At 40.2% G+C, this 21984-nt stretch carries 17 protein-coding genes and 1 CRISPR repeat array (1 of these 18 only partly in view); of the genes, 9 read left to right on the top strand and 8 right to left on the bottom strand.

Annotated elements, in window-relative coordinates; translation table 11 throughout:
• Positions 1–7 precede the first annotated feature (7 nt).
• From trmFO to FJR37_RS02515, 5 genes are all read left to right on the top strand, one after another.
• Positions 8–1330 (top strand): FADH(2)-oxidizing methylenetetrahydrofolate--tRNA-(uracil(54)-C(5))-methyltransferase TrmFO, encoded by a 1323-nt coding sequence (gene trmFO, locus FJR37_RS02535; RefSeq protein WP_039203901.1) that lies wholly within the window; start codon positions 8–10, stop codon positions 1328–1330.
• A 546-nt stretch (positions 1331–1876) separates the two neighbouring features.
• Positions 1877–3118: a pitrilysin family protein gene (locus tag FJR37_RS02530; RefSeq protein ID WP_039203900.1), complete on the top strand. Its 1242-nt coding sequence runs from the start codon at positions 1877–1879 to the stop codon at positions 3116–3118.
• A 13-nt stretch (positions 3119–3131) separates the two neighbouring features.
• On the top strand, positions 3132–4403 hold the full coding sequence (locus FJR37_RS02525) for a pitrilysin family protein (RefSeq protein WP_039203898.1): 1272 nt from the start codon (positions 3132–3134) through the stop codon (positions 4401–4403).
• Positions 4404–4867: 464 nt separating this feature from the next.
• Entirely contained in the window at positions 4868–5635 is a 768-nt protein-coding gene (locus tag FJR37_RS02520; RefSeq protein WP_168465207.1) for a peptidoglycan-binding protein, read from the top strand.
• A 123-nt stretch (positions 5636–5758) separates the two neighbouring features.
• Positions 5759–6112, top strand: coding sequence for a phage holin family protein (locus tag FJR37_RS02515; RefSeq protein ID WP_027404431.1), 354 nt, complete (start codon positions 5759–5761; stop codon positions 6110–6112).
• 11 nt (positions 6113–6123) lie between these two features.
• On the opposite strand, the gene FJR37_RS02510 is transcribed toward FJR37_RS02515, so the two are convergent.
• The 5 genes from FJR37_RS02510 to FJR37_RS02490 all read right to left on the bottom strand — a co-directional run bounded on the left by FJR37_RS02510 (position 6124) and on the right by FJR37_RS02490 (position 9037).
• Positions 6124–6540, bottom strand: a complete 417-nt coding sequence (locus tag FJR37_RS02510) for a cobalamin biosynthesis protein (protein WP_235335326.1) — start codon at positions 6538–6540, stop codon at positions 6124–6126.
• Between the two features lie 141 nt (positions 6541–6681).
• Positions 6682–6894, bottom strand: coding sequence for a sulfur carrier protein ThiS (thiS, locus tag FJR37_RS02505; protein ID WP_039203927.1), 213 nt, complete (start codon positions 6892–6894; stop codon positions 6682–6684).
• A 387-nt stretch (positions 6895–7281) separates the two neighbouring features.
• Entirely contained in the window at positions 7282–7488 is a 207-nt protein-coding gene (locus FJR37_RS02500) for a type II toxin-antitoxin system HicA family toxin (RefSeq protein ID WP_039203894.1), read from the bottom strand.
• Complete coding sequence (locus tag FJR37_RS02495) at positions 7485–7685, bottom strand: type II toxin-antitoxin system HicB family antitoxin (RefSeq protein WP_027404435.1); 201 nt, start codon at positions 7683–7685, stop codon at positions 7485–7487. The genes FJR37_RS02500 and FJR37_RS02495 overlap by 4 nt, the downstream gene beginning before the upstream one ends.
• Before the next feature lie 314 nt (positions 7686–7999).
• Positions 8000–9037 (bottom strand): thiamine phosphate synthase, encoded by a 1038-nt coding sequence (locus FJR37_RS02490; protein ID WP_168465206.1) that lies wholly within the window; start codon positions 9035–9037, stop codon positions 8000–8002.
• 253 nt (positions 9038–9290) lie between these two features.
• Here FJR37_RS02490 and FJR37_RS02485 point away from each other — a divergent pair, with 253 nt between their 5' ends.
• Positions 9291–10820, top strand: a complete 1530-nt coding sequence (locus FJR37_RS02485; RefSeq protein WP_039203892.1) for a DUF1565 domain-containing protein — start codon at positions 9291–9293, stop codon at positions 10818–10820.
• A gap of 112 nt (positions 10821–10932) precedes the next feature.
• On the opposite strand, the gene FJR37_RS02480 is transcribed toward FJR37_RS02485, so the two are convergent.
• The 3 genes from FJR37_RS02480 to FJR37_RS02470 form a co-directional block, all read right to left on the bottom strand.
• On the bottom strand, positions 10933–11646 hold the full coding sequence (locus tag FJR37_RS02480; protein ID WP_235335324.1) for a hypothetical protein: 714 nt from the start codon (positions 11644–11646) through the stop codon (positions 10933–10935).
• A 96-nt stretch (positions 11647–11742) separates the two neighbouring features.
• Entirely contained in the window at positions 11743–13830 is a 2088-nt protein-coding gene (locus FJR37_RS02475) for an S-layer homology domain-containing protein (RefSeq protein WP_039203890.1), read from the bottom strand.
• 510 nt (positions 13831–14340) lie between these two features.
• Entirely contained in the window at positions 14341–15528 is a 1188-nt protein-coding gene (locus FJR37_RS02470) for a YafY family protein (RefSeq protein WP_039203888.1), read from the bottom strand.
• Positions 15529–15743: 215 nt separating this feature from the next.
• Between FJR37_RS02470 and csx18 the strand changes: the two genes are divergently transcribed.
• The 3 genes from csx18 (at position 15744) to cas2 (ending at position 17642) form a co-directional block, all read left to right on the top strand.
• Positions 15744–16019 carry a CRISPR-associated protein Csx18 gene (gene csx18 / locus FJR37_RS02465; protein ID WP_039203886.1) on the top strand — a complete coding sequence of 92 codons (276 nt, stop codon included), beginning with the start codon at positions 15744–15746 and terminating at the stop codon, positions 16017–16019.
• Between the two features lie 211 nt (positions 16020–16230).
• Positions 16231–17223, top strand: a complete 993-nt coding sequence (cas1, locus tag FJR37_RS02460; protein ID WP_168465205.1) for a CRISPR-associated endonuclease Cas1 — start codon at positions 16231–16233, stop codon at positions 17221–17223.
• A gap of 137 nt (positions 17224–17360) precedes the next feature.
• Positions 17361–17642, top strand: a complete 282-nt coding sequence (cas2, locus tag FJR37_RS02455) for a CRISPR-associated endonuclease Cas2 (RefSeq protein ID WP_039203883.1) — start codon at positions 17361–17363, stop codon at positions 17640–17642.
• Between the two features lie 184 nt (positions 17643–17826).
• Positions 17827–21984: direct repeats of the CRISPR family, unit length 36 nt; unit sequence ATTCCCACTCGCTGGGGATATTAATTGAATGGAAAC (it continues 2197 nt past the right edge of the window).

Below are 21984 nucleotides of genomic sequence, written 5' to 3'. Positions count from 1 at the left end.
AACAGCTATGACACAACAACCGATACAAGTAATTGGCGGCGGACTCGCAGGAACAGAAGCAGCATGGCAAATAGCCCAAGCCGGCGTGCCTGTGATTCTCCACGAGATGCGCCCTAAACGCTTCAGTCCTGCCCATCATACCGAAAATTTGGCAGAATTGGTCTGTAGTAACTCTTTCGGGGCTATGGCGAGCGATCGCGCTGCCGGTCTCTTACACGAAGAATTACGCCAACTCGGTTCTATTGTCATTTCCAAAGCAGATGAACACGCAGTCCCCGCTGGTGGGGCTTTAGCGGTAGACAGAGGACAATTTGGGGAAGATCTAACCCAAACCTTAGCAAATCACCCTTTAATTGATTTCCGTCGCGGGGAAGTTACCGCAATTCCTGAAGGTATTGTTGTTTTAGCTTCTGGTCCTTTAACCAGTCCCGATTTAGGCGCAGATTTACAGCGATTTACGGGGATGGAATATCTCAACTTTTTTGATGCTGCGAGTCCCATTATTACGGGAGATTCTATCAATAAAGATATTGCTTTTATGGCTTCTCGCTATGACAAAGGTGAGGCAGCTTATCTAAATTGTCCGATGAATAAAGAGCAGTATTTACAATTTCGAGAAGCACTTTGTCAAGCGGAACAAACAGAATTAAAAGACTTTGAAAAAGAAACAGCGAAATTTTTTGAAGCTTGTTTACCAATTGAAGAAATGGCAAGACGGGGAGAAGATACCATGCGTTATGGACCGCTCAAACCAGTGGGTTTATCTGATCCTCGCAATGGAGAACGTAATTATGCGGTAATTCAATTACGACAAGAAGATAAAGCCGGTCAACTTTGGAATATGGTAGGTTTTCAAACTAATTTACGTTGGGGTGAACAAAAAAGAGTATTTCAAATGATTCCCGGTTTAGAAAAAGCCGAGTTTGTCAGATTAGGAGTCATGCACCGCAATACTTTTTTAAATGCACCACAGTTGATGTCTGCAAGTTTACAATTTAAAGAACGTCCAACGTTATTGGCTGCGGGACAATTAATAGGAACAGAAGGTTATACTGCTGCATCTGCTGGAGGTTGGTTAGCGGGAACAAATGCTGCTAGATTAGCTTTAGGAAAAGAACCCCTAATTTTACCTATTACAACCATGATGGGGGCATTATTTGAGTTTATCAGATCCGCCGCACCAAAGCATTTTCAACCGATGGCTCCTAACTTTGGTATTGTTCCAGATTTGGGTGTAAAAATAAAAAGCAAACCGGAAAAATATGGACGTTATCGGGATAGATCCTTGGCAGATTTGGCAACTTGGAAAACGGAAAATTTAGCCGTTTAAATGAGACATTTGGTGATAAATAATGTAGAGACGTTCCCTGGAACGTCCAGATCATCAAATTTAGGACTGAAGCAAAGAACCTCTCAAACCATGATTTCTCTGTGTCCTCTGCGGTTCGTTCTTAGGAACGCAAATTTACAGCAATTTCCAATCTTATGAGGTACATCTTAGCCCCCTCATCGCTTGCGGGGAGGGGGTTGGGGGTGGGGTTCTTGTTCCGGGTTTGATGACAATTTGCTGTAATAACCTGCAATTCTGATGTAACCTGGAATGGTGCGTTACGCTGTCGCTAACACACCCTACTTTTGCACCTTATTTAATTCACATTCCTTAGTTTTGTCGGATTTTCACTAAAATAAAGCTACATAGAATAAGATTTCAGGAATTATTGACCGCAGATAAACGCAGATAAACGCAGATAAATACGGGTGATTATTATGTGCAGCCTCGCATAAAATTGGTATAAGACCTGAAAATCAAGGTTAGAATAACAAAATTAAATTATGGTTAAACCTATAAAAATTGTCAAAACAACTAACTAACAATGTGTTTCCCGGTTCTGTTGTCAAACTAGATAATGGTTTAACACTCATTCACCAAGAGATATCCACTACACCCGTAGTGGTAGCTGACGTTTGGGTGCGTGCGGGAACTAACCTAGAACCAGAACCTTGGTTTGGAATGGCACATTTTCTAGAACACATGATTTTCAAAGGGACATCAAACCTGCTTCCCGGAGAATTTGATTATCACATCGAAAAAATTGGCGGGGTGAGTAATGCCGCAACAAGCCACGATTACGCCCATTATTCCATTACAACCGCTGCTAATTACCTAGAGCATACTCTACCACATTTAGGAGAATTACTCCTGAATGCAGCCATTCCTGACGATGAATTTATCAGAGAACGGGATGTGGTGCTAGAAGAAATCCGTTCTTACAATGATGATCCTGACTGGGTTGGTTTTCAATCTCTTGCCAAAAATGTTTACCAACAGCATCCTTACGGACGTTCTGTATTGGGAACTGAGGAAGAATTAATGCAGCATTCCCCCGAAGCTATGCGCTGTTTTTATCGCAGTTATTACCAACCAGAAAATATGACTGTGGTTGTGGTGGGGGGAATTGGTGAAAAAGCTGCGAGGGACTTGGTAAACCGGACATTTGTAGATTTTCCGCAACGGGATAATTGTCCCCAATTTACCAAAGTTCCAGCGCCGCTAATTAACGGAATTCGTCGTCATGAGTTAATCTTACCCAGAATAGAACAAGCGCGGTTAATGATGGCGTGGAAAGTACCGGGAGTAGAAGAAATTCGGGCTGTTCATGGTTTAGAATTATTATCAGCGTTGTTAGGAGAAGGGAGAATTTCTCGGTTAGTATCTGATTTGCGGGAAGAAAAGCAACTTGTTCAAGACATTTGCTGCAATTTTTCTCTCCAACAAGAATCAAGTTTATTGACAATTACGGCTTGGTTAGAATCAGAATATCTAGAACGAGTTGAGGATTTGATTTGTGATCATTTACAAGAATTACAAGATGAAGAAATTAGCACGTCAGAACTAAATCGTATTCAAAGGTTTTTATGTAATGATTATGCCTTTTCTACGGAAACACCAAATCAGCTAACTAATTTTTATGGTTATTATCATACTATTGCTAACGCTGAATTAGCTGTTACCTATCCTCAAGAAATCCAGTCTTTCAATCCTCAAGAACTGCAAAAATTAGCTCAACAGTATCTTTCATCAGCTAATTATGCGGTCACCATGCTCAAACCTTGTTAATTATTAACTGAAAATGCAAACTATTAATAGTCGCTCTCTGATTCATCGCACCGTATTAAGTAATGGCATTGTTTTGTTAGTATCAGAAAATCAAGCTGCTGATATTATTGCTGGACGGATTTTTATTCGCGCTGGTAGTTGTCATGAACAGCGAGAAAAAGCAGGGTTAGCTCATTTGTTGTCAGCGGTGATGACAAAGGGATGTGATGGTTTATCGAGTTTAGAAATTGCCGAAAAAGTTGAATCTGTGGGAGCTAGTTTAAGCACAGATGCGGCTACAGACTATTTTTTGCTATCTTTGAAAACTGTCACTGCTGATTTTATTGACATTTTATCATTAGCTGGACAATTATTGCGATCGCCTACTTTTCCTGAAAATCAGGTAGAACTAGAAAAGCGGTTAGCAATCCAAGATATTCGTTCCCAAAAAGAGCAACCTTTTGGTCTGGCTTTTGAACAATTGCGTCAGGTAATGTACCCAAATCATCCCTATTCTATGTCAGTTTTAGGTGATGAAACAACGATGAGCAGCATTACCCGGTCTGACTTAGTAGAATATCACCAAACTCATTTCCGTCCTGATAATATTGTCATTAGCATTGCTGGACGCATTACCCCAGCAGAAGCTGAGAAATTAGTAACAAAGATTTTTGGTGATTGGGAAATACCAAATTCCGCCCAACCTACCCTGAATTTACCACCAATTACTGTATCACCTAAACCTTGCCTCAAACCCTTAAATACACAACAATCAATTATCATGCTGGGTTATTTAGGACCATCAGTAACTAACCCAGAATATGCAGCCCTCAAGTTACTTGCTACCTATTTAGGCAATGGTCTTTCTAGTCGTTTATTTGTAGAATTACGGGAAAAGCAAGGTTTAGCTTATGACGTATCTGCTATTTATTCAACTCGACTTTTTCCCGCTGCCTTTGTAGTTTATATTGGCACTGCACCGGAAAATACCAAAGTTGCTTTTAATGGACTTCGCCAGGAAGTAGAACTATTGTGTAGCACCGAATTGTCAGCAGAAGCATTACAAACTGCTAAAAATAAAATCATTGGTCAATATGCTTTGGGTAAACAAACTAATGGACATATTGCTCAAATATATGGTTGGTATGAAATTTTGGGTTTAGGGATTGAATTTGATCAACAATTTCCCGAATTAATTAATAATGTCACTGCAACGGAAGCAATTACATCCGCTTGTAAATATTTGCAAACACCATACCTATCTTTAGTTGGACCAGAAGAAGCTATTCAGACAGCTATTTTGTGAAACCTTAAATTTACTAGTAGTCTGTCAACCCGAAAATGACGGGTGAAGGCAAGCAGGGGGAGAAGAGAGGCAGGGGGGGCAGGGGAGGGAAGAACAGAAGTTTTTTCCGATCATTACCCGTCAAAATAAATTTGACGAACTACTAGGTTGGGTTGACACAAGAAAACCCAACCTAGTAAAATCCTGGAAATATGCGGTGATGTTTGATCTTCATCCGTTCTATAAAACTTACCCAAAATTACCAAAGTCTAGACACATCTGGACAGCAATAATCTTAGTGTTTATTTCCTGCTTCATCGCGGTCTTAGAATGACTTCCAATCTTGTTTGCCCGCTCCACAGGCAATCTCGGTAGAACTTACCGTTTCTGACCGTAGTTCCTAAAAAGAACCCCAAAAAATTAACAACTAACAAAGCGATCGCAATAGGTGTAAGATCAGCATCAGAAAATTATACAAAAGTTGTATGAAAAATACTTTGATAGCTAGTATTCCCAACATGAGCGCAAATCATTGGTATTGCTTAATCTTGTTAACCACAACACCCGCCTTAATTACTTCTACTGGGTTCATTTCCACAGCCACACCACTCAAAATTGTCCAAGTTAACACAGACATTAAAATTAATCGTCCGTCCCTGAACATGGGTAGTCAAGGTGAAGGAGTTACCGAACTTCAAGCCGCTTTAAAGCTTTTAGGATTTTATGCGGGCGCTGTAGATGGTAAATATCAACAAAGTACAGTTATTGCTGTTGCCCAATTTCAACAAGCTGCCGGTTTAAACCCCACTGGTAATGTAGATAATATCACATGGCAAAAACTATTTCCCAGCCCATCAACTATTACCGCTACCACAGCCAAACCTGCCAGTAGTTTTACAACTGTTCCCACCCAACCGGTAAGAGTTACAAAACCACAAATTACCAAACGCCCAACCACCAAAAATCCACAAAATACCAGCATTCAACCCACTCCTCCCCATCAACAAATGCCCGGTATCCAATATACTGACGAAGGATGGCCAATTTTGCGTTTACCCATGAGTGGTACAGAAGTGATTAAATTGCAAAAACAACTACAAAACTTGGGGTTCTTAAATGGTAAAATAGACGGATATTTCGGACTATCCACAGAAACCGCAGTTAAAGCTGCACAAGTTCGTTATGGCTTAAAACCTGACGGTGTAGTCGGTGGTGGTACATGGAAAGTTTTCTTAAAACGCACTTCCCAATAAGTAGGTGAACACAATAAAAACAAACTGTGTAAAGAAACGTAAAATCGCCCAAACCCTCTTGCCTCTTGCCTTTTGCCTTGCCATAACGACAATTTTCAACGCCAACCTACTTAACATTAAACTATGAAGCACTTTATTTTAACTTGGCTTGGTACTGCGGTAGCATTGTTAATTACCTCTAAAATTGTCCCGGGAATTATTCTCACGAGTTTTACTGCTGCCTTAATTGCCGCTGTTGTCATTGGTTTAGTAAATGCCATTGTCCGGCCAATTTTGCAGATTTTAGCATTTCCCATCACCTTAATAACTTTAGGTTTATTTACCCTTGTAATTAATGGTTTAACTCTATGGTTTGCTAGTGCGATAACTCCCGGTTATGGTTTTGAAATTCGGGGTTTTATTCCTGCTTTTTTAGGTTCAATTGTTTTATCAATTGTCTCTGGTATTATTAATCAAATAGTTAATATGCTTGACTAAATATTTAGTCTCTAATCACTTTTAGCCACAGCTACTGTGACTGCTCCTATTTCCCCTGATAATCGAAAAATCTGTTTAGGAACTAATAATATTATTTTCGCAGATGTGATTTTCGAGACTGCAAGCATAGCCGAAGCCTCAGCTACGCTAGATGTTTCCACAAACTTAGTAATACTATGATTAGGATGGGGAACAAGGACACTATTTAAAAGTTCAGCACTAAAGACTTTCAAAAGTAACTGTTCTGAGTTACAAAATTCTACTAAACCAATTTCTGAGGCTTTTTTATCAATAGTTGCAATTCCAGATATTTCACTATATATAAGTTGGTATTCTTGAAAAACTTGTTTAATTGCAGTATTAATTAGGTTCTGAGAAACTCCCTTTTGACAACCAATTCCTACCCATAACAATTTTTTGTCTGTCACATTATGCACTTTGTTTTGTAATATTGAGTGTCCCGCAAATAAGAACTAATTAGCTGAGAATATGCCGATTTGTAATCCTTAAAATACGGAAAACCTATCATTGCTGGTTATATAGTCCTGAATCTATTCCTGCTTGTTGAATTAACCACCACCAACTATTGTGACTACTTCCAAGCGATCGCCATTTTTGATGTGGGTTTCCGTCCAAAATTGACGATGTAAGATTTCACCGTTGTATTCTACTGCGATTAAGCGAAGATTAAAACCCAACTGTTGCAGTAATTCTGGTAAAGCAGTTGGGGATACACAATTGCGCGTTTCTCCGTTGACTTGGAGATTAATTTGATTTGACATAAAGCTGCGAGAAATTTTGAATTTAGGACTTATAAAAATAATAATGTAGTCAGAATCAGGATGTCCAGGATAAACAGGATAAAATAGGGATTGTATCACCAATTGTCAATACTCCCGAATGGGCGCAGGGCCTGCGCCCCTACCTTCTGATAGCGCAGCGTGGCGTTAGCCATACTTCTAGCCCTCACAGACAACTTTTTCAGCAAGCCCTACTTAACTCAAGTTGCTAGTTATCTCGTTAAGGCTGGTAATTGGTAATAGGTAATTGATAATAAAAGCTCTGGTTTCATCCTGTTCATCCTTTAATCCTGGATACCCTGATAGCGCAGCGTGGCGTTAGCCATTTCTGACAATTTACCTAACTAGCAACTTACATTACTTAGAATATTAAATATCATCTTCACTGAGATTAGCCACTTTTAGAAAATGCCGTAATAGTCCAGTTTTTAGTGATTGATTCCCATGAATAGGAACAGAAATTCGGGCTGGATTATCGGATTTACCGTAGATATGATGGCTACCATTAATGCGGAGAAGTTGCCATCCGTGAGACTCTAATACTTTAGCAAAATTTTTCCCTGAAATTGATTTCATACGGCAATTTCTAATATTTGAGCAGATTCATCAAGTTCTAATGAATCAACATCAACGAGTAAACAACCTTCAACGGCTTCATATATATTTTGTAGTAATTCTTCAAAAGTATCACCTTGAGTAGCACAACCGGGAATAGCAGGAACTTCTGCCCAATAACCTGCTTCTTCTTTGTGAATAATGACTTTTATTTTCATGGTTTGAAGTTCAATTTTTTAGGTGAGTGATCCTCAAAGACAATTATATCTTAATAGTATTCCTTTTTTTATACAAGTTTTATTTAGGGTTTGCTGATAGCATAGCGTGGCGTTAGCCATATAAACCTAAAACCCAAACGCATGAAGAGGTATGAAAGGTAAATGAGGTGCAAGGAAAATATGATCGTAGCACTACAGCGAATGGAATTCGCAGCTACACAGGCAAAACCCACCTTCGTGGGTTTCAGAACCAGTCCACGAAGGCGGAATTTGTTTGTATAGCCGCAATTTCTAATCGTCGGGGTTCTATTGATTTATTTAATTCGGTGCAGTTGCGAAAGAAAATACTGAGTTGACAATGTAGGTTGATCTGATTCGATAAGCGATCGCACTACAGCTACCCGTTGCGCTCCTGCATTCATCACATCATTCAAATTACTCATATCTATTCCCCCAATCGCAAACCAGGGAATTTGACAATTTTGGGATACATATTTCACATACTCTAAACCTGCTGCGGCTTTACCCGCTTTCGTCGGTGTTTCATACACAGGTCCCACACCAATATAATCCGCACCTTCGGCAATTGCCCCTTGCATTTCTTGAGGATTTGTGGTAGAGCGTCCGATAATACGCTGAGTTCCTAGTAATTGACGCGCTATAGCAATGGGCATATCCTGTTGTCCCAAATGGACACCATCAGCGTCCACAGCCAAAGCCAAATCCACCCGATCATTAATAATGAATAAAGCACCGTAATGGTGACATAATTCCCGCAGTCTTGTCGCCCGTTCTAGGCGGACTAAATCATCAGCAGTCTTTTCCCGATACTGTAACAGAGTTAAACCACCTTGAAGAGCCGCTTCGGCAATGGCGAATAAGTTATCTGTGGGAGATGTTACTAGATATAAATGCGATCGCCATAATAACTGATGACGCTGATAACCCATCAAATTACTTTCTAGGGTATAAACCTGATAACGCATTTGTTTACAAGCTATCCCCATATTTCCATGATAAAGTTTGCCATATTCTTCTAATACACGCAATGCTTCTTGCACACGGCAAAAATTAGCCTGTAATAGCGATGTAATATCAGCCCGTTGTTCCTCTTGGGGGTGAGTTAAATCTGTTCCTGCATCACCCGGTGTATCGCGGGCTGCGCGGATTTCTGCCGTATGCCAAGTGCCCAACTCTTGGCGCAAGTGTTTACATATACCTGAAAACTGGGCATTATTTAAACCAAACCGACACCATTCTTCAATAATTCGCAAACCCTCACGAGCGCGATCCAAATTAGCATCTAAAATGCGATAAACAGTTTGTTGTGTGTGACTATGGGCTGAAACCATTACAAAACCTCATTTTTAATGTTTTTATAGTAATAGCCAGCTTGATTCATATTTTAATATTTTGATTATTAAATATTTGCTAACTAATCGCGGTCAATTTGTCAAGATATAAGTAACATCATGGACATACTACTATATAAATAGTATAAAAATTGATTGTATAGCAGTTGCCAGATAGCTGTTGATATCCAGTCTCAGATCCAAATAGACTTTCAGTGTTGTTACTATAAGTTTCAGAGGAGTTTTAGAAACAATGATAATCCCCCAAAAATCTGTGAACACCCTGCATAACTCCCTGAGTTGCTCAATTCTGAGTTTAACAGTTGGTTTAGGAGTGACGAGTACAATACTCTTGATGACAAGTGTAAGTAGTGTATTTGCTCAAGTTCCGACGGTCGGCGAACAAATACTTCAAGGTGAAAAAACAATTTCTCAGATTAACCAGTCATTTGTCAACCCCAGTACAGGAAATGACAAAACAGGTAATGGTAGTATCAGCGCACCTTGGCGGACAATTAGCCAAGCCTTGGAAGCATCACCATCCAATAGTGTAATTATCCTCTCTTCTGGTACATATAGCGCCCAAAGTGGAGAAGTATTTCCTTTAATTTTGAAACCAGGTATAGCCATTCAGGGCAATATTAACAATAAAGGCCAAACTGTGACAATTACTGGTGGTGGCGAATTTCTCAGTCGCAAGTTTGGTGGTCAAAATGTGGCTATTGTTGGTGCTAACCAAGCTAGTTTGAGTGGTGTCACCGTTACTAATACCAATCCTCGTGGTTATGGACTATGGATTGAATCCAGTAACATTGTAGTTCGGGAAAGTACCTTTACTAATAATACCCAAGATGGAATTGCGATCGCTGGTGATGGCACACCCAGTGTAAGTAAAAATGTTTTTGTTCGCAATGGTGCTAATGGCATAACTATTTCTGGGAATGCTCGCCCCGAAATCAGGGAAAATATCTTTCAAGAAACTGGTTTTGGGATTAATATTGCCCAAAATGCGTCTCCGGTGGTGGTAGCTAACCAAATTCAGAATAATAGATCAGGGATTATTATCCAAGCCAATGCTACACCGATGTTAAGGAATAATTTTATTCAAAATAACAGAGAAGATGGTCTAGTCGTAATTGCCCAAGCTAAACCAGATTTAGGTAGTAGTTATGACCCAGGCAAGAATATCTTTCGCAATAATGGTCGTCTTGACATCAATGCCAAAGCTGCTAAGTTGGTAATTTCTGCGGCTGGAAATAATTTGGTTAGCGATCGCATCAGCGGTAAAGTGGATTTGAAAGGTACAACCGCATCTACAGACAGAATTTCTGGTACTAATCCTTCATTAACACCAAGTTCAGTCCGCAAACCTATCACTTTTACTCCCCCTCAAAGAACGGTAACACCCTTAAAAGTTCAACCTGTTGCCAATCCCAATCAATTACCATCATTACCCAATAATTTAGCGGATTCCCCTCGGTTTAATTATACCCAACTTGATTCGGGCGCTATTGAATTTGTCGCCCCTCAAGCAGCTATTGTATCAAACCCCGAAATGCCTACGGCTACTGGTCAAAATGTCAGTTACCGGGTGTTAGTGATGGTTGCCAATAAGCAGCAAGAGAATTTAGTCGTTTCTCTAGTTAATGATGCTTTTCCCAAGGTTTGGCAAGGTCGTAGGGTGATGCAGGTGGGAATTTTCAATAGTCAAGAAAGTGCCGCTAAAGCAGTAAACCTCTTTAATAGCAAAGGGTTAAAATCAGTGGTTGAGACTGTGAAGTAATGGGTAATGGGTAATGGGTAATGGGTAATGGGTAATGGGTAATGGGTAACAACTGACCACTGACCACTGACAACTGACAACTGACAACTGACAACTGACAACTGACAACTGACTAAAATGCCAACTCCAATCTTTCACTGGTCATGGATTTGAGTTTGGAGGTGAAGGATTCGGTGCGATCGCTCTTTTGGGGCATAAACTGACCAATAGGAGGATGATTGGCTGTTGCTGTGAGCATTAACTGTTGGGCGGGTGGGGGTGAAATTTCCTCAATAACTTGCTTTTGTCTGATATTTCCGGTTAATTGCCCAAAAGAAGGCACTGGGGCTAGGCTTTTTGGAGCATAGTCTCGGTTTTCTTCTATTGGCTGTAAATTCTTATTTATTTGATACTTATAACTCACTGGAGCAGGTAATAAACGAAGATTTTTATATTCTTCCATCCTGATTTCCTGTTTAGTGGGTGGTAAAACTTGTAGAGACCCAGAAGTGAGACGTTCAGGGAATTTGCTACAAATCATGCGCTCAAATTCCATATTGAAATGGTAGGTTGTCTCGCCCTTTCGTCGCCAAAAGTTCAAGATTTGCTGTACAGATACGGCTTTATAACGACCTTGATACAAAGCTTCGATAACTGCTAAGTGTAACCAATGCAGGGGATATTCAGATTGCCATTGGTTAATCAACTCACTGGCATTGTATCCGTTGAGATCAAAGCTGTAGTGAGTTAATAACTTAGCTGCTAGTTCCGCAGGAGGTGCGAAAGTTTGAGTGACCGGGGCTGTTGTTAACATGGGCTGTGAGTTATAGGCAATAGGTATAAACATTGCACCCATCGCATCTAGTCTAACGTACTTTTGGCTACATTAGTGTTTTTTTTCACCAGCAGCAAAAGTCATAGGCAGTGTTTTCCATTCTACTTGTCAATTGCTGATATGCAAAACAATATAAGGTGAGTTAATAACTTTTGTGCGTTGACTGGTGACTAATGCCTGATACACCATTGCAGCAACTTCGGCACGGGTGGCTTCTCTGGTTGGTGCTAGTAAATTGGGGTCGGGATAATTAAGAATAATTTTTTGCTGGGTGGCGATGGTAACGGCTGTGCGGGCGTATTCGGGAATTTTCTCTTGGTCAATGTAGGTTAAGGTTTTTTGATCACTTGCCACAAGTCCCAGTCCGTTGACTAGGGAGACGATGACTTGCAGCCGTTGGACGTTTTGGGTAGGACGGAAGGTGCGATCGCTAAATCCGCCCACAAAACCGCCTCTGGCTGCGATTTCAATGGCGTTAGCTGCCCAAAAATCCTTGGCTATATCTGTAAATTCTGGGGACGGACGTTTGGCTGGGGGATTAAAGGCGGCAGCAATTAAAGCTGTATATTGAGCGCGGCTCATGGCTTGATCTGGTTGGTATGTGCCATCAGCAAAACCCTGGGTTAAGTTCATACTAACTAATGCCCGAATAAATGGTTCTGCCCAATGACCAACAATATCGGAAAAAGAGGGAATCTCTGTCTCTGGTTTGACAATATAGGCGGAGGGTAGGGGATTTTCTTGACCGGTGGCGACTAATGCCTGATAAATTAGGACTGCGATTTCCGCGCGGGTAATTTCCCGCAGTGGTTCTAATTGATCTGGTTGGGGATAATTGACGACTAATAGTTTTTGCGTAGCTACGGTGGTGGCATTGGTAGCATAGCTGGGAATTTGGGCGCGATCGCGGTATACCATTAAGACGTTAGGATTACCACCACTCAAGTTTAAACCGTTGACAATGGAGACTATTGCTTGAATTTTGGTGATGTTATTTCCGGGTCGAAATGTACCATCGGGAAAGCCTTTCAAAAAGCCTCTATCGGACGCACTGGCTATGGCTTTGGCAGCCCAAAAGTCGGATTTGACATCTTTGAATTTATCTAGTTGATTACTTTCTGGTAGTTGGAATGTTTTGGTGATTAAAGCTGCGTATTGGGCGCGGTTAACAGGTGTGGCTGGTTGAAAAGTGCCGTCGGGAAACCCGTTAATAATATCTTTACTGACTAAGGCTTCGACGAAGGCTGCCGCCCAATTTCCTTCTAAATCAGCAAATCTACTGCTAACTCCAATTTGACTGGGGGTATCAGCGGTAGCAGCGATGAAATCTATCGCCCCAATTACCTGGGGAACACTTAATTGATTACCGACGGAGATAATTTTTTGATCTGTGACATTTTGTAAATCGAATTTACCCTGTTCTCGAAAAATGTTGTCGGCTGGGTCTTGGGGACTGCCTAAATCGGGAGTGGCATTACCGGCGATTAACAGACCGCCTTGGGTATTGCTGGTGATCAGATTTCGCCGTAATACTGGTTTAGCATCACGAGATAGGGCGATCGCTGTCCCATTGGCTAAAAGTTGGTTATTGGCGACTAAAGGGGCGGCAAAGTCACTAATGGCTATGCCTAAAGCATTATTTTGAAATACATTCCGCAGCACTTCTCCTTTGCTATTCTTGGCTATGACCAACCCACAGACTTTGTTATTAATAAATAAATTATCCACAATCCCCGGTTTGCTATTGCCGGTAATGAAGATGCCTTCTCTGGTACAGTCCTTAAATGTACTATTAGCTACAGTCGGTATTGATGATTCAATCCACGCCCCAGTCCCTTTAGCGGCAGGATTCATCACTGTCATACCTAAAAGACTAGCATCACCTAGTAAGAGTAATGTAATATTCTGTATTCCAAAACTAGAGCTTTGATATTCCCCACTGCCGGCAATAATCGTTTCCTGACCTTTATTTGCTTCATTTCCTACTACTAATACTCCCGGTGCAATGACTAAGGGAAATACTTCACCATTGGCTGTGCTGTAAGTTCCACTGGCTAACTGAATAATTGTTGATGTTTTCGCTTGTTTAAGGGCGCGGGTAATGGTTTTGAGGGGATCAGAACGAGAACCAGTATTAGCATCGTTTCCTGTCACAGGATTAACATAGAGTGTGGCAACAAGACTAGAATTAACCATAAATTTTTAAACGAGCAGGGTTTTAATGGTGACATCCATAATTAACCATATTTTTAGCACAATCAGGAAGAAGGAAGAGGTTTTGGGCAACTTTACTTTTTGTTACATATTTCAGTTTTTTCCGGTTTATCTACTTAAGGGACTTCCAATTAAAAAAATCCCCAAAAGTTTCTTGTGGTGCGGGCATCTTGCCCGCTAATTACCAAGGACAGGCAGGATGCCCATCCCACAAAATTGGGTAATTTATTTTTTGGTGATCCCTAAGAGATTTACCTAAGAGTTCTCCAATTAAAAAAATATCCCAAAATTTATTGTGGTGCGGGCATCTTGCCCGCTAATAATACAAGAACGGGCAAGATGCCCATCCCACGAGATTGGATTATCTTTTTTGTGGAGTTCTCTAAGTAGGTGAACACAATAAAACCAAACTGTGTAAAGAAACGTAAAATCGCTGCAAACTTCTTTACTCTTGCCTCTTGCCTTGCTATAACGACAATTTTCAACGCCAACCTACCTATCTCCATGAAAATAGCGGTCAAATAAAGCTTGTGCAGATTGGCGGTGTTGTTCCACTAATTGAGGAGGGGACAACATTTCTGCTTTGTCCATATAACGATAAACCCAGCGGCTAAATTCATTTAAAGACCGAGGTGGTAAATCTACAGCATATTCTATATAAGTATGTTGCCCAGTTTTATCAATCAATCCAGTGGTGATTTTTTGATGAGGATGACGACGCTCTCCTTCCAAAATAAATGCTGATACTGGCGGAAAAAACCGGACTTTCACATTAATTAAGTTGAGAGTTCCATCTAATTCTAATTTTTGCGGTTCTGGTTCACCTAAATTTAAACCCCAGCCATTTTCTAGTAACTTATATGCTTTAACTAAACTTTCTTTTTGTTTTTCTAAACCCCTGGGCAGGATTTTAATAAAAATACAATGATTATTAAAACGGTTTAATCTTCCTATGGCTAAATGTCCATTTTCACAATATTCATACAGTAAATACCAAGCAATATCATGGTAAATTAATTGTAGGGGAAAAATCTGTATCCGTCCAATCCGATTAAAACCATAAAAGTCATTACTCCGAGAAATTTCAATGGCTTCTCCCTTACTAATAGCTTTTTCTAATAATGGTAATTTATGAAATAGTGTATCGCGGGTTTCTCCCTGAATTACCATTTCCTCTGGGTCGGTATGAATAATAGCCCGGTTAAGATGTTGCCGAGTAGGATAAAAAAAATCACCCTTGAGTTCCATATCTAACCCACGTAATCTTTTACTAAGAGTTTCATGAATGCGTCTAGCTTGGGCATCACCTTGATATTGAGCTTGAGAGGCTAAAGCATTAAATGCTACTTTTAATTCTGCGATAGAAAGCGCACCAGTACCTAAATAATATCCCCAACGATACATCCGCCGATCAAGGATAGCGTAACGTCTGAGGGTTTCTAAATCTTTGCGTAATGTCGGAATTGCTGGATATTCTGCGGGTAATTCTATATCCAATTCTGCTGCTAATTTTTGCAGATATACTTTCACAGAACTAATTGCATCATGATTCTCATTGTTACTGAGATCAAAAAAATCAGGACTACCTATACCTGGATGTTTTAATAATGTAGCAATTAACAGCAGTAAGCGTTCAAACGCTAACCGTTCTGTGTAAGGATGAGTAGGTTTTTTAGGCATGGTAAAGGAATCACTGGCAGGAATTTATAGTAAATTAATCTCAGTGCAAAAAGAAAATATTTAGAATGCTAATAAAAATTGGCTGTAAGCATTGTCAATATTGCTTTAGGGAAGATAACTATAATAATTTAGTTTATAACCTTTTTCTAGCTTTTGGCTAATTCTGCGGTTATGGTAGTCAATATCATTACTTTGAAGTCAGTCTTTTTAGCACCATGTATATTTCCCGACGTTCTGCCACTGTCAGAAATGTTTCTATATCTACTGTTAATGGTGGTATTACTTTAGTGATTTTGTTGATTGCACCTTTAGGTTTAGCAGCAGTAATTATTAATACTATGTTAGTCGCTGTTGCTACTTATATAGTTGCCAGTGCAGCCGATAGAGTTGTTTTGTGGTTAGAACCGGAACAGAATGCAGAATTAACATCTTCTGGAAACGGTGAATATCGTTCTCCCAAGAAATCTAATTTACAACGTTGGTGGCGTTAATAATGTAAGTTGCTAGTTAGGTAAATTGTCAGAACCAGGTGGTTATCGAGCGACTTGTACTGAGCGAAGTCGAAGTAAGTCGAGATAATGTCCAGGATTAAAGGATGAACAGGATGAAATTTCTGTTTTCATCACCAATTACCTATTACCAATTACCCATTACCAGCTTCAACGAGATAACTAGCAACTTGAGTTAATAATTGATAATTTCATGCAAACTCTTTATGTTTCTGAGCAGAATTGCTATGTGTGTTTACAAAAAGAAACTTTGCTAGTTAAGCAAGGGGAAACTGTATATGCTGAAGTCCAGTTACCTCTGTTAGAGCAAATTCTGATCTTTGGGAAATCCCAATTAACCACCCAAGTTATTCGTGCTTGTTTATGGCGAGATATTCCCATTGCTTACTTATCACGCATGGGTTATTGCTATGGCAGAATTTTACCAATTTCTAGGGGATATCGGCAGTTATCACGTTATCAACAACAATTATCTCCCGTAGAAAAGTTGATTACTGCTAGGGCTATGATTAAAGGTAAGTTAAAAAATAGTAGGGTGTTGTTGCGAAGACAAAGGAAAAAAAAGGAATCGGAGCTTTTAGAACGGGTTTTACAAAGTTTAGATTATCTAGCTGACCAAGTAGCACAGGCTGATAATTTAGAACGGTTAATGGGGTTTGAAGGTGCGGGTGCGGCTCAATATTTTTCGGCTTTTAGTGAATGTTTAACAAACCCTGATTTTGTGTTTTCTGGTCGGAGTCGTCGTCCTCCAGGAAACCCAGTGAATGCCATGCTAAGTTTTGGTTATCAAGTTCTTTGGAATCATTTATTAGCGTTAATTGAAATTCAAGGATTAGACCCTTATTATGCCTGTTTACATCAAGCTCATGATGGTCATGCAGCATTAGCTTCTGATTTAATTGAGGAGTTTCGCGCCCCATTTATAGATTCTTTAGTGATGTGGTTAATTAATCGCAAAATTGTTAGTGCTGAAGCTGATTTTGAGTTTAAAAATGGTGGCTGTTATTTGAATAATGCGGGAAGGAAGAAATTTCTACGGGCGTTTTTACAACGGATGTCTGAAGAAATACAAACTGATGAGGGAATTAAACAACCAAAATGGGATTTATTAACTAAACAGGTGAGGGCTTTTAAGCAGTTTGTTTACAATCCTAGTCATCATTATCAACCCTATCGAATTGACTAAAATTATGTTAAGTAGGTGAACACAATAAAACCAAAGTGTGTAAAGAAAAGTAAAATCGCCCAAAGCTTCTTCACTCTTGCCTCTTGCCTCTTGCCTCTTGCCTTGCCATAACGACAATTTTCAATGCTAACCTACTTATGTTTTTGTATGTGATTGCTTATGATATTCCCTGTAATAAACGGCGCAAAAAAGTAGCTGATTTATTGGAAGGTTATGGACAGCGTGTACAGTATTCTGTGTTTGAATGTCAATTGAGTACAGAAAAATATCAAGATTTACGTCGTCAGTTGAGGAAAAAGCTGAAGTTAGAAGAAGATAATGTCAGGTTTTATCCTTTGTCTCGACATACTCTATCTCAAGTGGAAACTTGGGGTGTGGGAATACCTGTGATTGAACCACCTAGTTCAATTATCATTTAGTTGTTGCCGATGTTTGGGAAAAATAGCTGAAGTGTTGATTTTATGGTTGTGAACTTCGGTTGCTTATTGGATAAGGGTTACGCGGTTTTTAATGGTAGTTTTGTAGGCTGGTTGGCGGTGATTTTTGCTGACCTTCGGAAAGTGGGTCTAGACTCTTTGCACAGCAAGGGGTTAAAATGAAGGGATTCCCACTCGCTGGGGATATTAATTGAATGGAAACATCAAAAAGGTGGGTTTGCTGGTATGACAAAGAATATTCCCACTCGCTGGGGATATTAATTGAATGGAAACATTAAACATCAACCTTCTAAAGGTACTAGCACGGTAATTCCCACTCGCTGGGGATATTAATTGAATGGAAACTTACCTTGGACACAGAAGAACTTACTCAACCTTGGCTTATTCCCACTCGCTGGGGATATTAATTGAATGGAAACGGCTATCTGGTGATTAGGATACTTTATGCTGACAGCTTATTCCCACTCGCTGGGGATATTAATTGAATGGAAACTTCTGTTATTCCGTCTAGCCTGTCTCTTGGTAAATCATATATCATTCCCACTCGCTGGGGATATTAATTGAATGGAAACTAGCACTACAAAAGCCCCGCACCTCAGCCTTGACACATTCCCACTCGCTGGGGATATTAATTGAATGGAAACTTCAAGAACCCAATTGGGTTAGATTCAAATGATTTACGTGATTCCCACTCGCTGGGGATATTAATTGAATGGAAACCTGTTGGTGTAAACGTCCCAAACGCGAGTTTTAACCAGAATTCCCACTCGCTGGGGATATTAATTGAATGGAAACTTGCTAGGTTCTCTGCATCCTTAATGATTCTATTCCCACTCGCTGGGGATATTAATTGAATGGAAACTGGCTATATCATTTCTGTGTAGCTTTATTCTCTTTAGTTCCTATAATTCCCACTCGCTGGGGATATTAATTGAATGGAAACACTAAAGATAGGGGTGTGAGAAAGTCTTGGAATCTATTCCCACTCGCTGGGGATATTAATTGAATGGAAACCACAATAGTTGAGTTGAGCCTGTCAAGAATGTCTTGTTCATTCCCACTCGCTGGGGATATTAATTGAATGGAAACCTTAGTTTGCGCTTTGCGAACTTTCTCACACCTATATTCCCACTCGCTGGGGATATTAATTGAATGGAAACAATATTAAGACTAATCCTATGGCGTTAGCCCCAAAGATTCCCACTCGCTGGGGATATTAATTGAATGGAAACTGGCATAGCTCACGGTACAACACGCTTGGCGGGAAGTTATAGATTCCCACTCGCTGGGGATATTAATTGAATGGAAACTATGGCGTTAGCCCCAAAGTTAAAAGCCCCGTTTCTGCATTCCCACTCGCTGGGGATATTAATTGAATGGAAACACGCGGTTAACTGAATGGGCGATCTCAGTTTCAACGGCAGTCATTCCCACTCGCTGGGGATATTAATTGAATGGAAACAAGCGATCGCATCTAGCGGTTGTGTCTTATCAGCAATGATAGGAATTCCCACTCGCTGGGGATATTAATTGAATGGAAACATGAAGCCTTGGATTGGATGGTATGAAGCGATCGCGGATTCCCACTCGCTGGGGATATTAATTGAATGGAAACTGCTAGAAGCATCGGCTAAAAGACTCAATTCAAATATTTCTTATTCCCACTCGCTGGGGATATTAATTGAATGGAAACTTCAGAAGCTATTTCTGACACAACTTTTTTGATTTATTCCCACTCGCTGGGGATATTAATTGAATGGAAACCTGCAAACATTCTTTCCATACTTGTGATTGTTAGGGTTGGATTCCCACTCGCTGGGGATATTAATTGAATGGAAACAAAGTAGCTGACACTAAAGTACCCATTACTTTAAATACAACGCATTCCCACTCGCTGGGGATATTAATTGAATGGAAACTGTTTCGTTTAATTCTTCGTCTCCGGCTAATGCCCACGATTCCCACTCGCTGGGGATATTAATTGAATGGAAACCCAGCAAAAGGTTTATGAATCTGAAGCAGATGAACTTTTAATTCCCACTCGCTGGGGATATTAATTGAATGGAAACTTCGCAATATCCTACAATTTCTGCTGTGGGTGTAGTTTCATTCCCACTCGCTGGGGATATTAATTGAATGGAAACTCGCACACAATCTTTAACCCACTTGCCTCATAAGATTTCATTCCCACTCGCTGGGGATATTAATTGAATGGAAACATACACACTCAAACAATCTGTCAGCATCAGAGTCAATATTCCCACTCGCTGGGGATATTAATTGAATGGAAACTGACGGGCATAGAAATATTCGATATCATCCAAATAACATTCCCACTCGCTGGGGATATTAATTGAATGGAAACCTCCCACCCATTGCTCGGTGACGACTTCAACTTTTAAGACATTCCCACTCGCTGGGGATATTAATTGAATGGAAACCCTCATTAACAGTTGTTTCCTCATTAGATGTTACGATTCCCACTCGCTGGGGATATTAATTGAATGGAAACGGTGTCATATTAATTTGTACAAAGTCGTTGAGTTTTCTGAGATTCCCACTCGCTGGGGATATTAATTGAATGGAAACATCCGCCGTTATCACCACCTGCTGCTGTTACGAATTATTCCCACTCGCTGGGGATATTAATTGAATGGAAACATAAGAAATACTGTCAGACAAACAATAGCTAAGACAATTCCCACTCGCTGGGGATATTAATTGAATGGAAACGAATCAGGATCAACTGATGTGGTGATAACGCCTTTTATTCCCACTCGCTGGGGATATTAATTGAATGGAAACCTTCAACTTTTAAGACTCGAAGTAAACCTGAATAGCTGAAATTCCCACTCGCTGGGGATATTAATTGAATGGAAACGAACATAGATCAGCGATCGCGTTAATATCTAGATTATTCCCACTCGCTGGGGATATTAATTGAATGGAAACTAATGTCTGCTGTCTTTGCTGTAATTTATCTGTAATTCCCACTCGCTGGGGATATTAATTGAATGGAAACTCTAGAACCAGCTTGCGCCATCTTTTTTGCTGTATTTAGCTATTCCCACTCGCTGGGGATATTAATTGAATGGAAACGCAATTTGAACATAATCGCAAGGGTGCGGGGTTATCAGATTCCCACTCGCTGGGGATATTAATTGAATGGAAACCTACCAAATACATAATCAAAGATGTCACCCGTTTCATATCCTGATTCCCACTCGCTGGGGATATTAATTGAATGGAAACCTTCGTAGGCTTTCTCCCATGCGACTACACGCGATTGATGCTGGGAATTCCCACTCGCTGGGGATATTAATTGAATGGAAACGAAGTCTTTCACCTCCATGAGTTAGGGAGAGGGAAGAATTCCCACTCGCTGGGGATATTAATTGAATGGAAACTTTACGCTTACCATAGTTTTTTCTTGACTTTATACAATATTCCCACTCGCTGGGGATATTAATTGAATGGAAACTTTTTAGGTAAGGGTTTAGCTTGAACCAGTTTACTGGTATCGCATTCCCACTCGCTGGGGATATTAATTGAATGGAAACGTCATCTTGGAACGTGCCATACCAGAGATCATCAACTAAAATTCCCACTCGCTGGGGATATTAATTGAATGGAAACAGTTCTCGTAGGCTTTACCCTGTGAGTTCTTAATTTGAATAGATTCCCACTCGCTGGGGATATTAATTGAATGGAAACCCTAAACCTTCTTCTGCAAAGGCTCTGTGGAACGCAGTGAATTCCCACTCGCTGGGGATATTAATTGAATGGAAACAGGTAAAGATTTTCTAAGCCAGAAATAACTGTAAATTTCATTCCCACTCGCTGGGGATATTAATTGAATGGAAACGTCAGATGAGGAGATAGAAAATGCCTAATGTAGAATTCCCACTCGCTGGGGATATTAATTGAATGGAAACTTACTAATACGAAGTTTCCTGATTCAGTTTGTACGGTTTTATTCCCACTCGCTGGGGATATTAATTGAATGGAAACCCACCTCAAGACCTGTTTTCAGGTCACGCCGGTAGATATGATTCCCACTCGCTGGGGATATTAATTGAATGGAAACAAGTGCCGTTACCTTTTGGTTTGTCGTAATTTGTTATTCCCACTCGCTGGGGATATTAATTGAATGGAAACTGTCCCGGCATCCTTCATACCACAAGGTCTATATCTGATGAATTCCCACTCGCTGGGGATATTAATTGAATGGAAACTAAAAATTCACCCCCAGTCATACCCTCCCATTCCGATTCCCACTCGCTGGGGATATTAATTGAATGGAAACAGTTATTAAATATGGTCT

Source organism: Aphanizomenon sp. UHCC 0183 (assembly GCF_009712065.1).
Lineage (GTDB): Bacteria > Cyanobacteriota > Cyanobacteriia > Cyanobacteriales > Nostocaceae > Dolichospermum > Dolichospermum heterosporum.
Note: the sequence above shows the minus strand (reverse complement) of the source record. Positions and strands in the feature narration are given on the sequence as shown.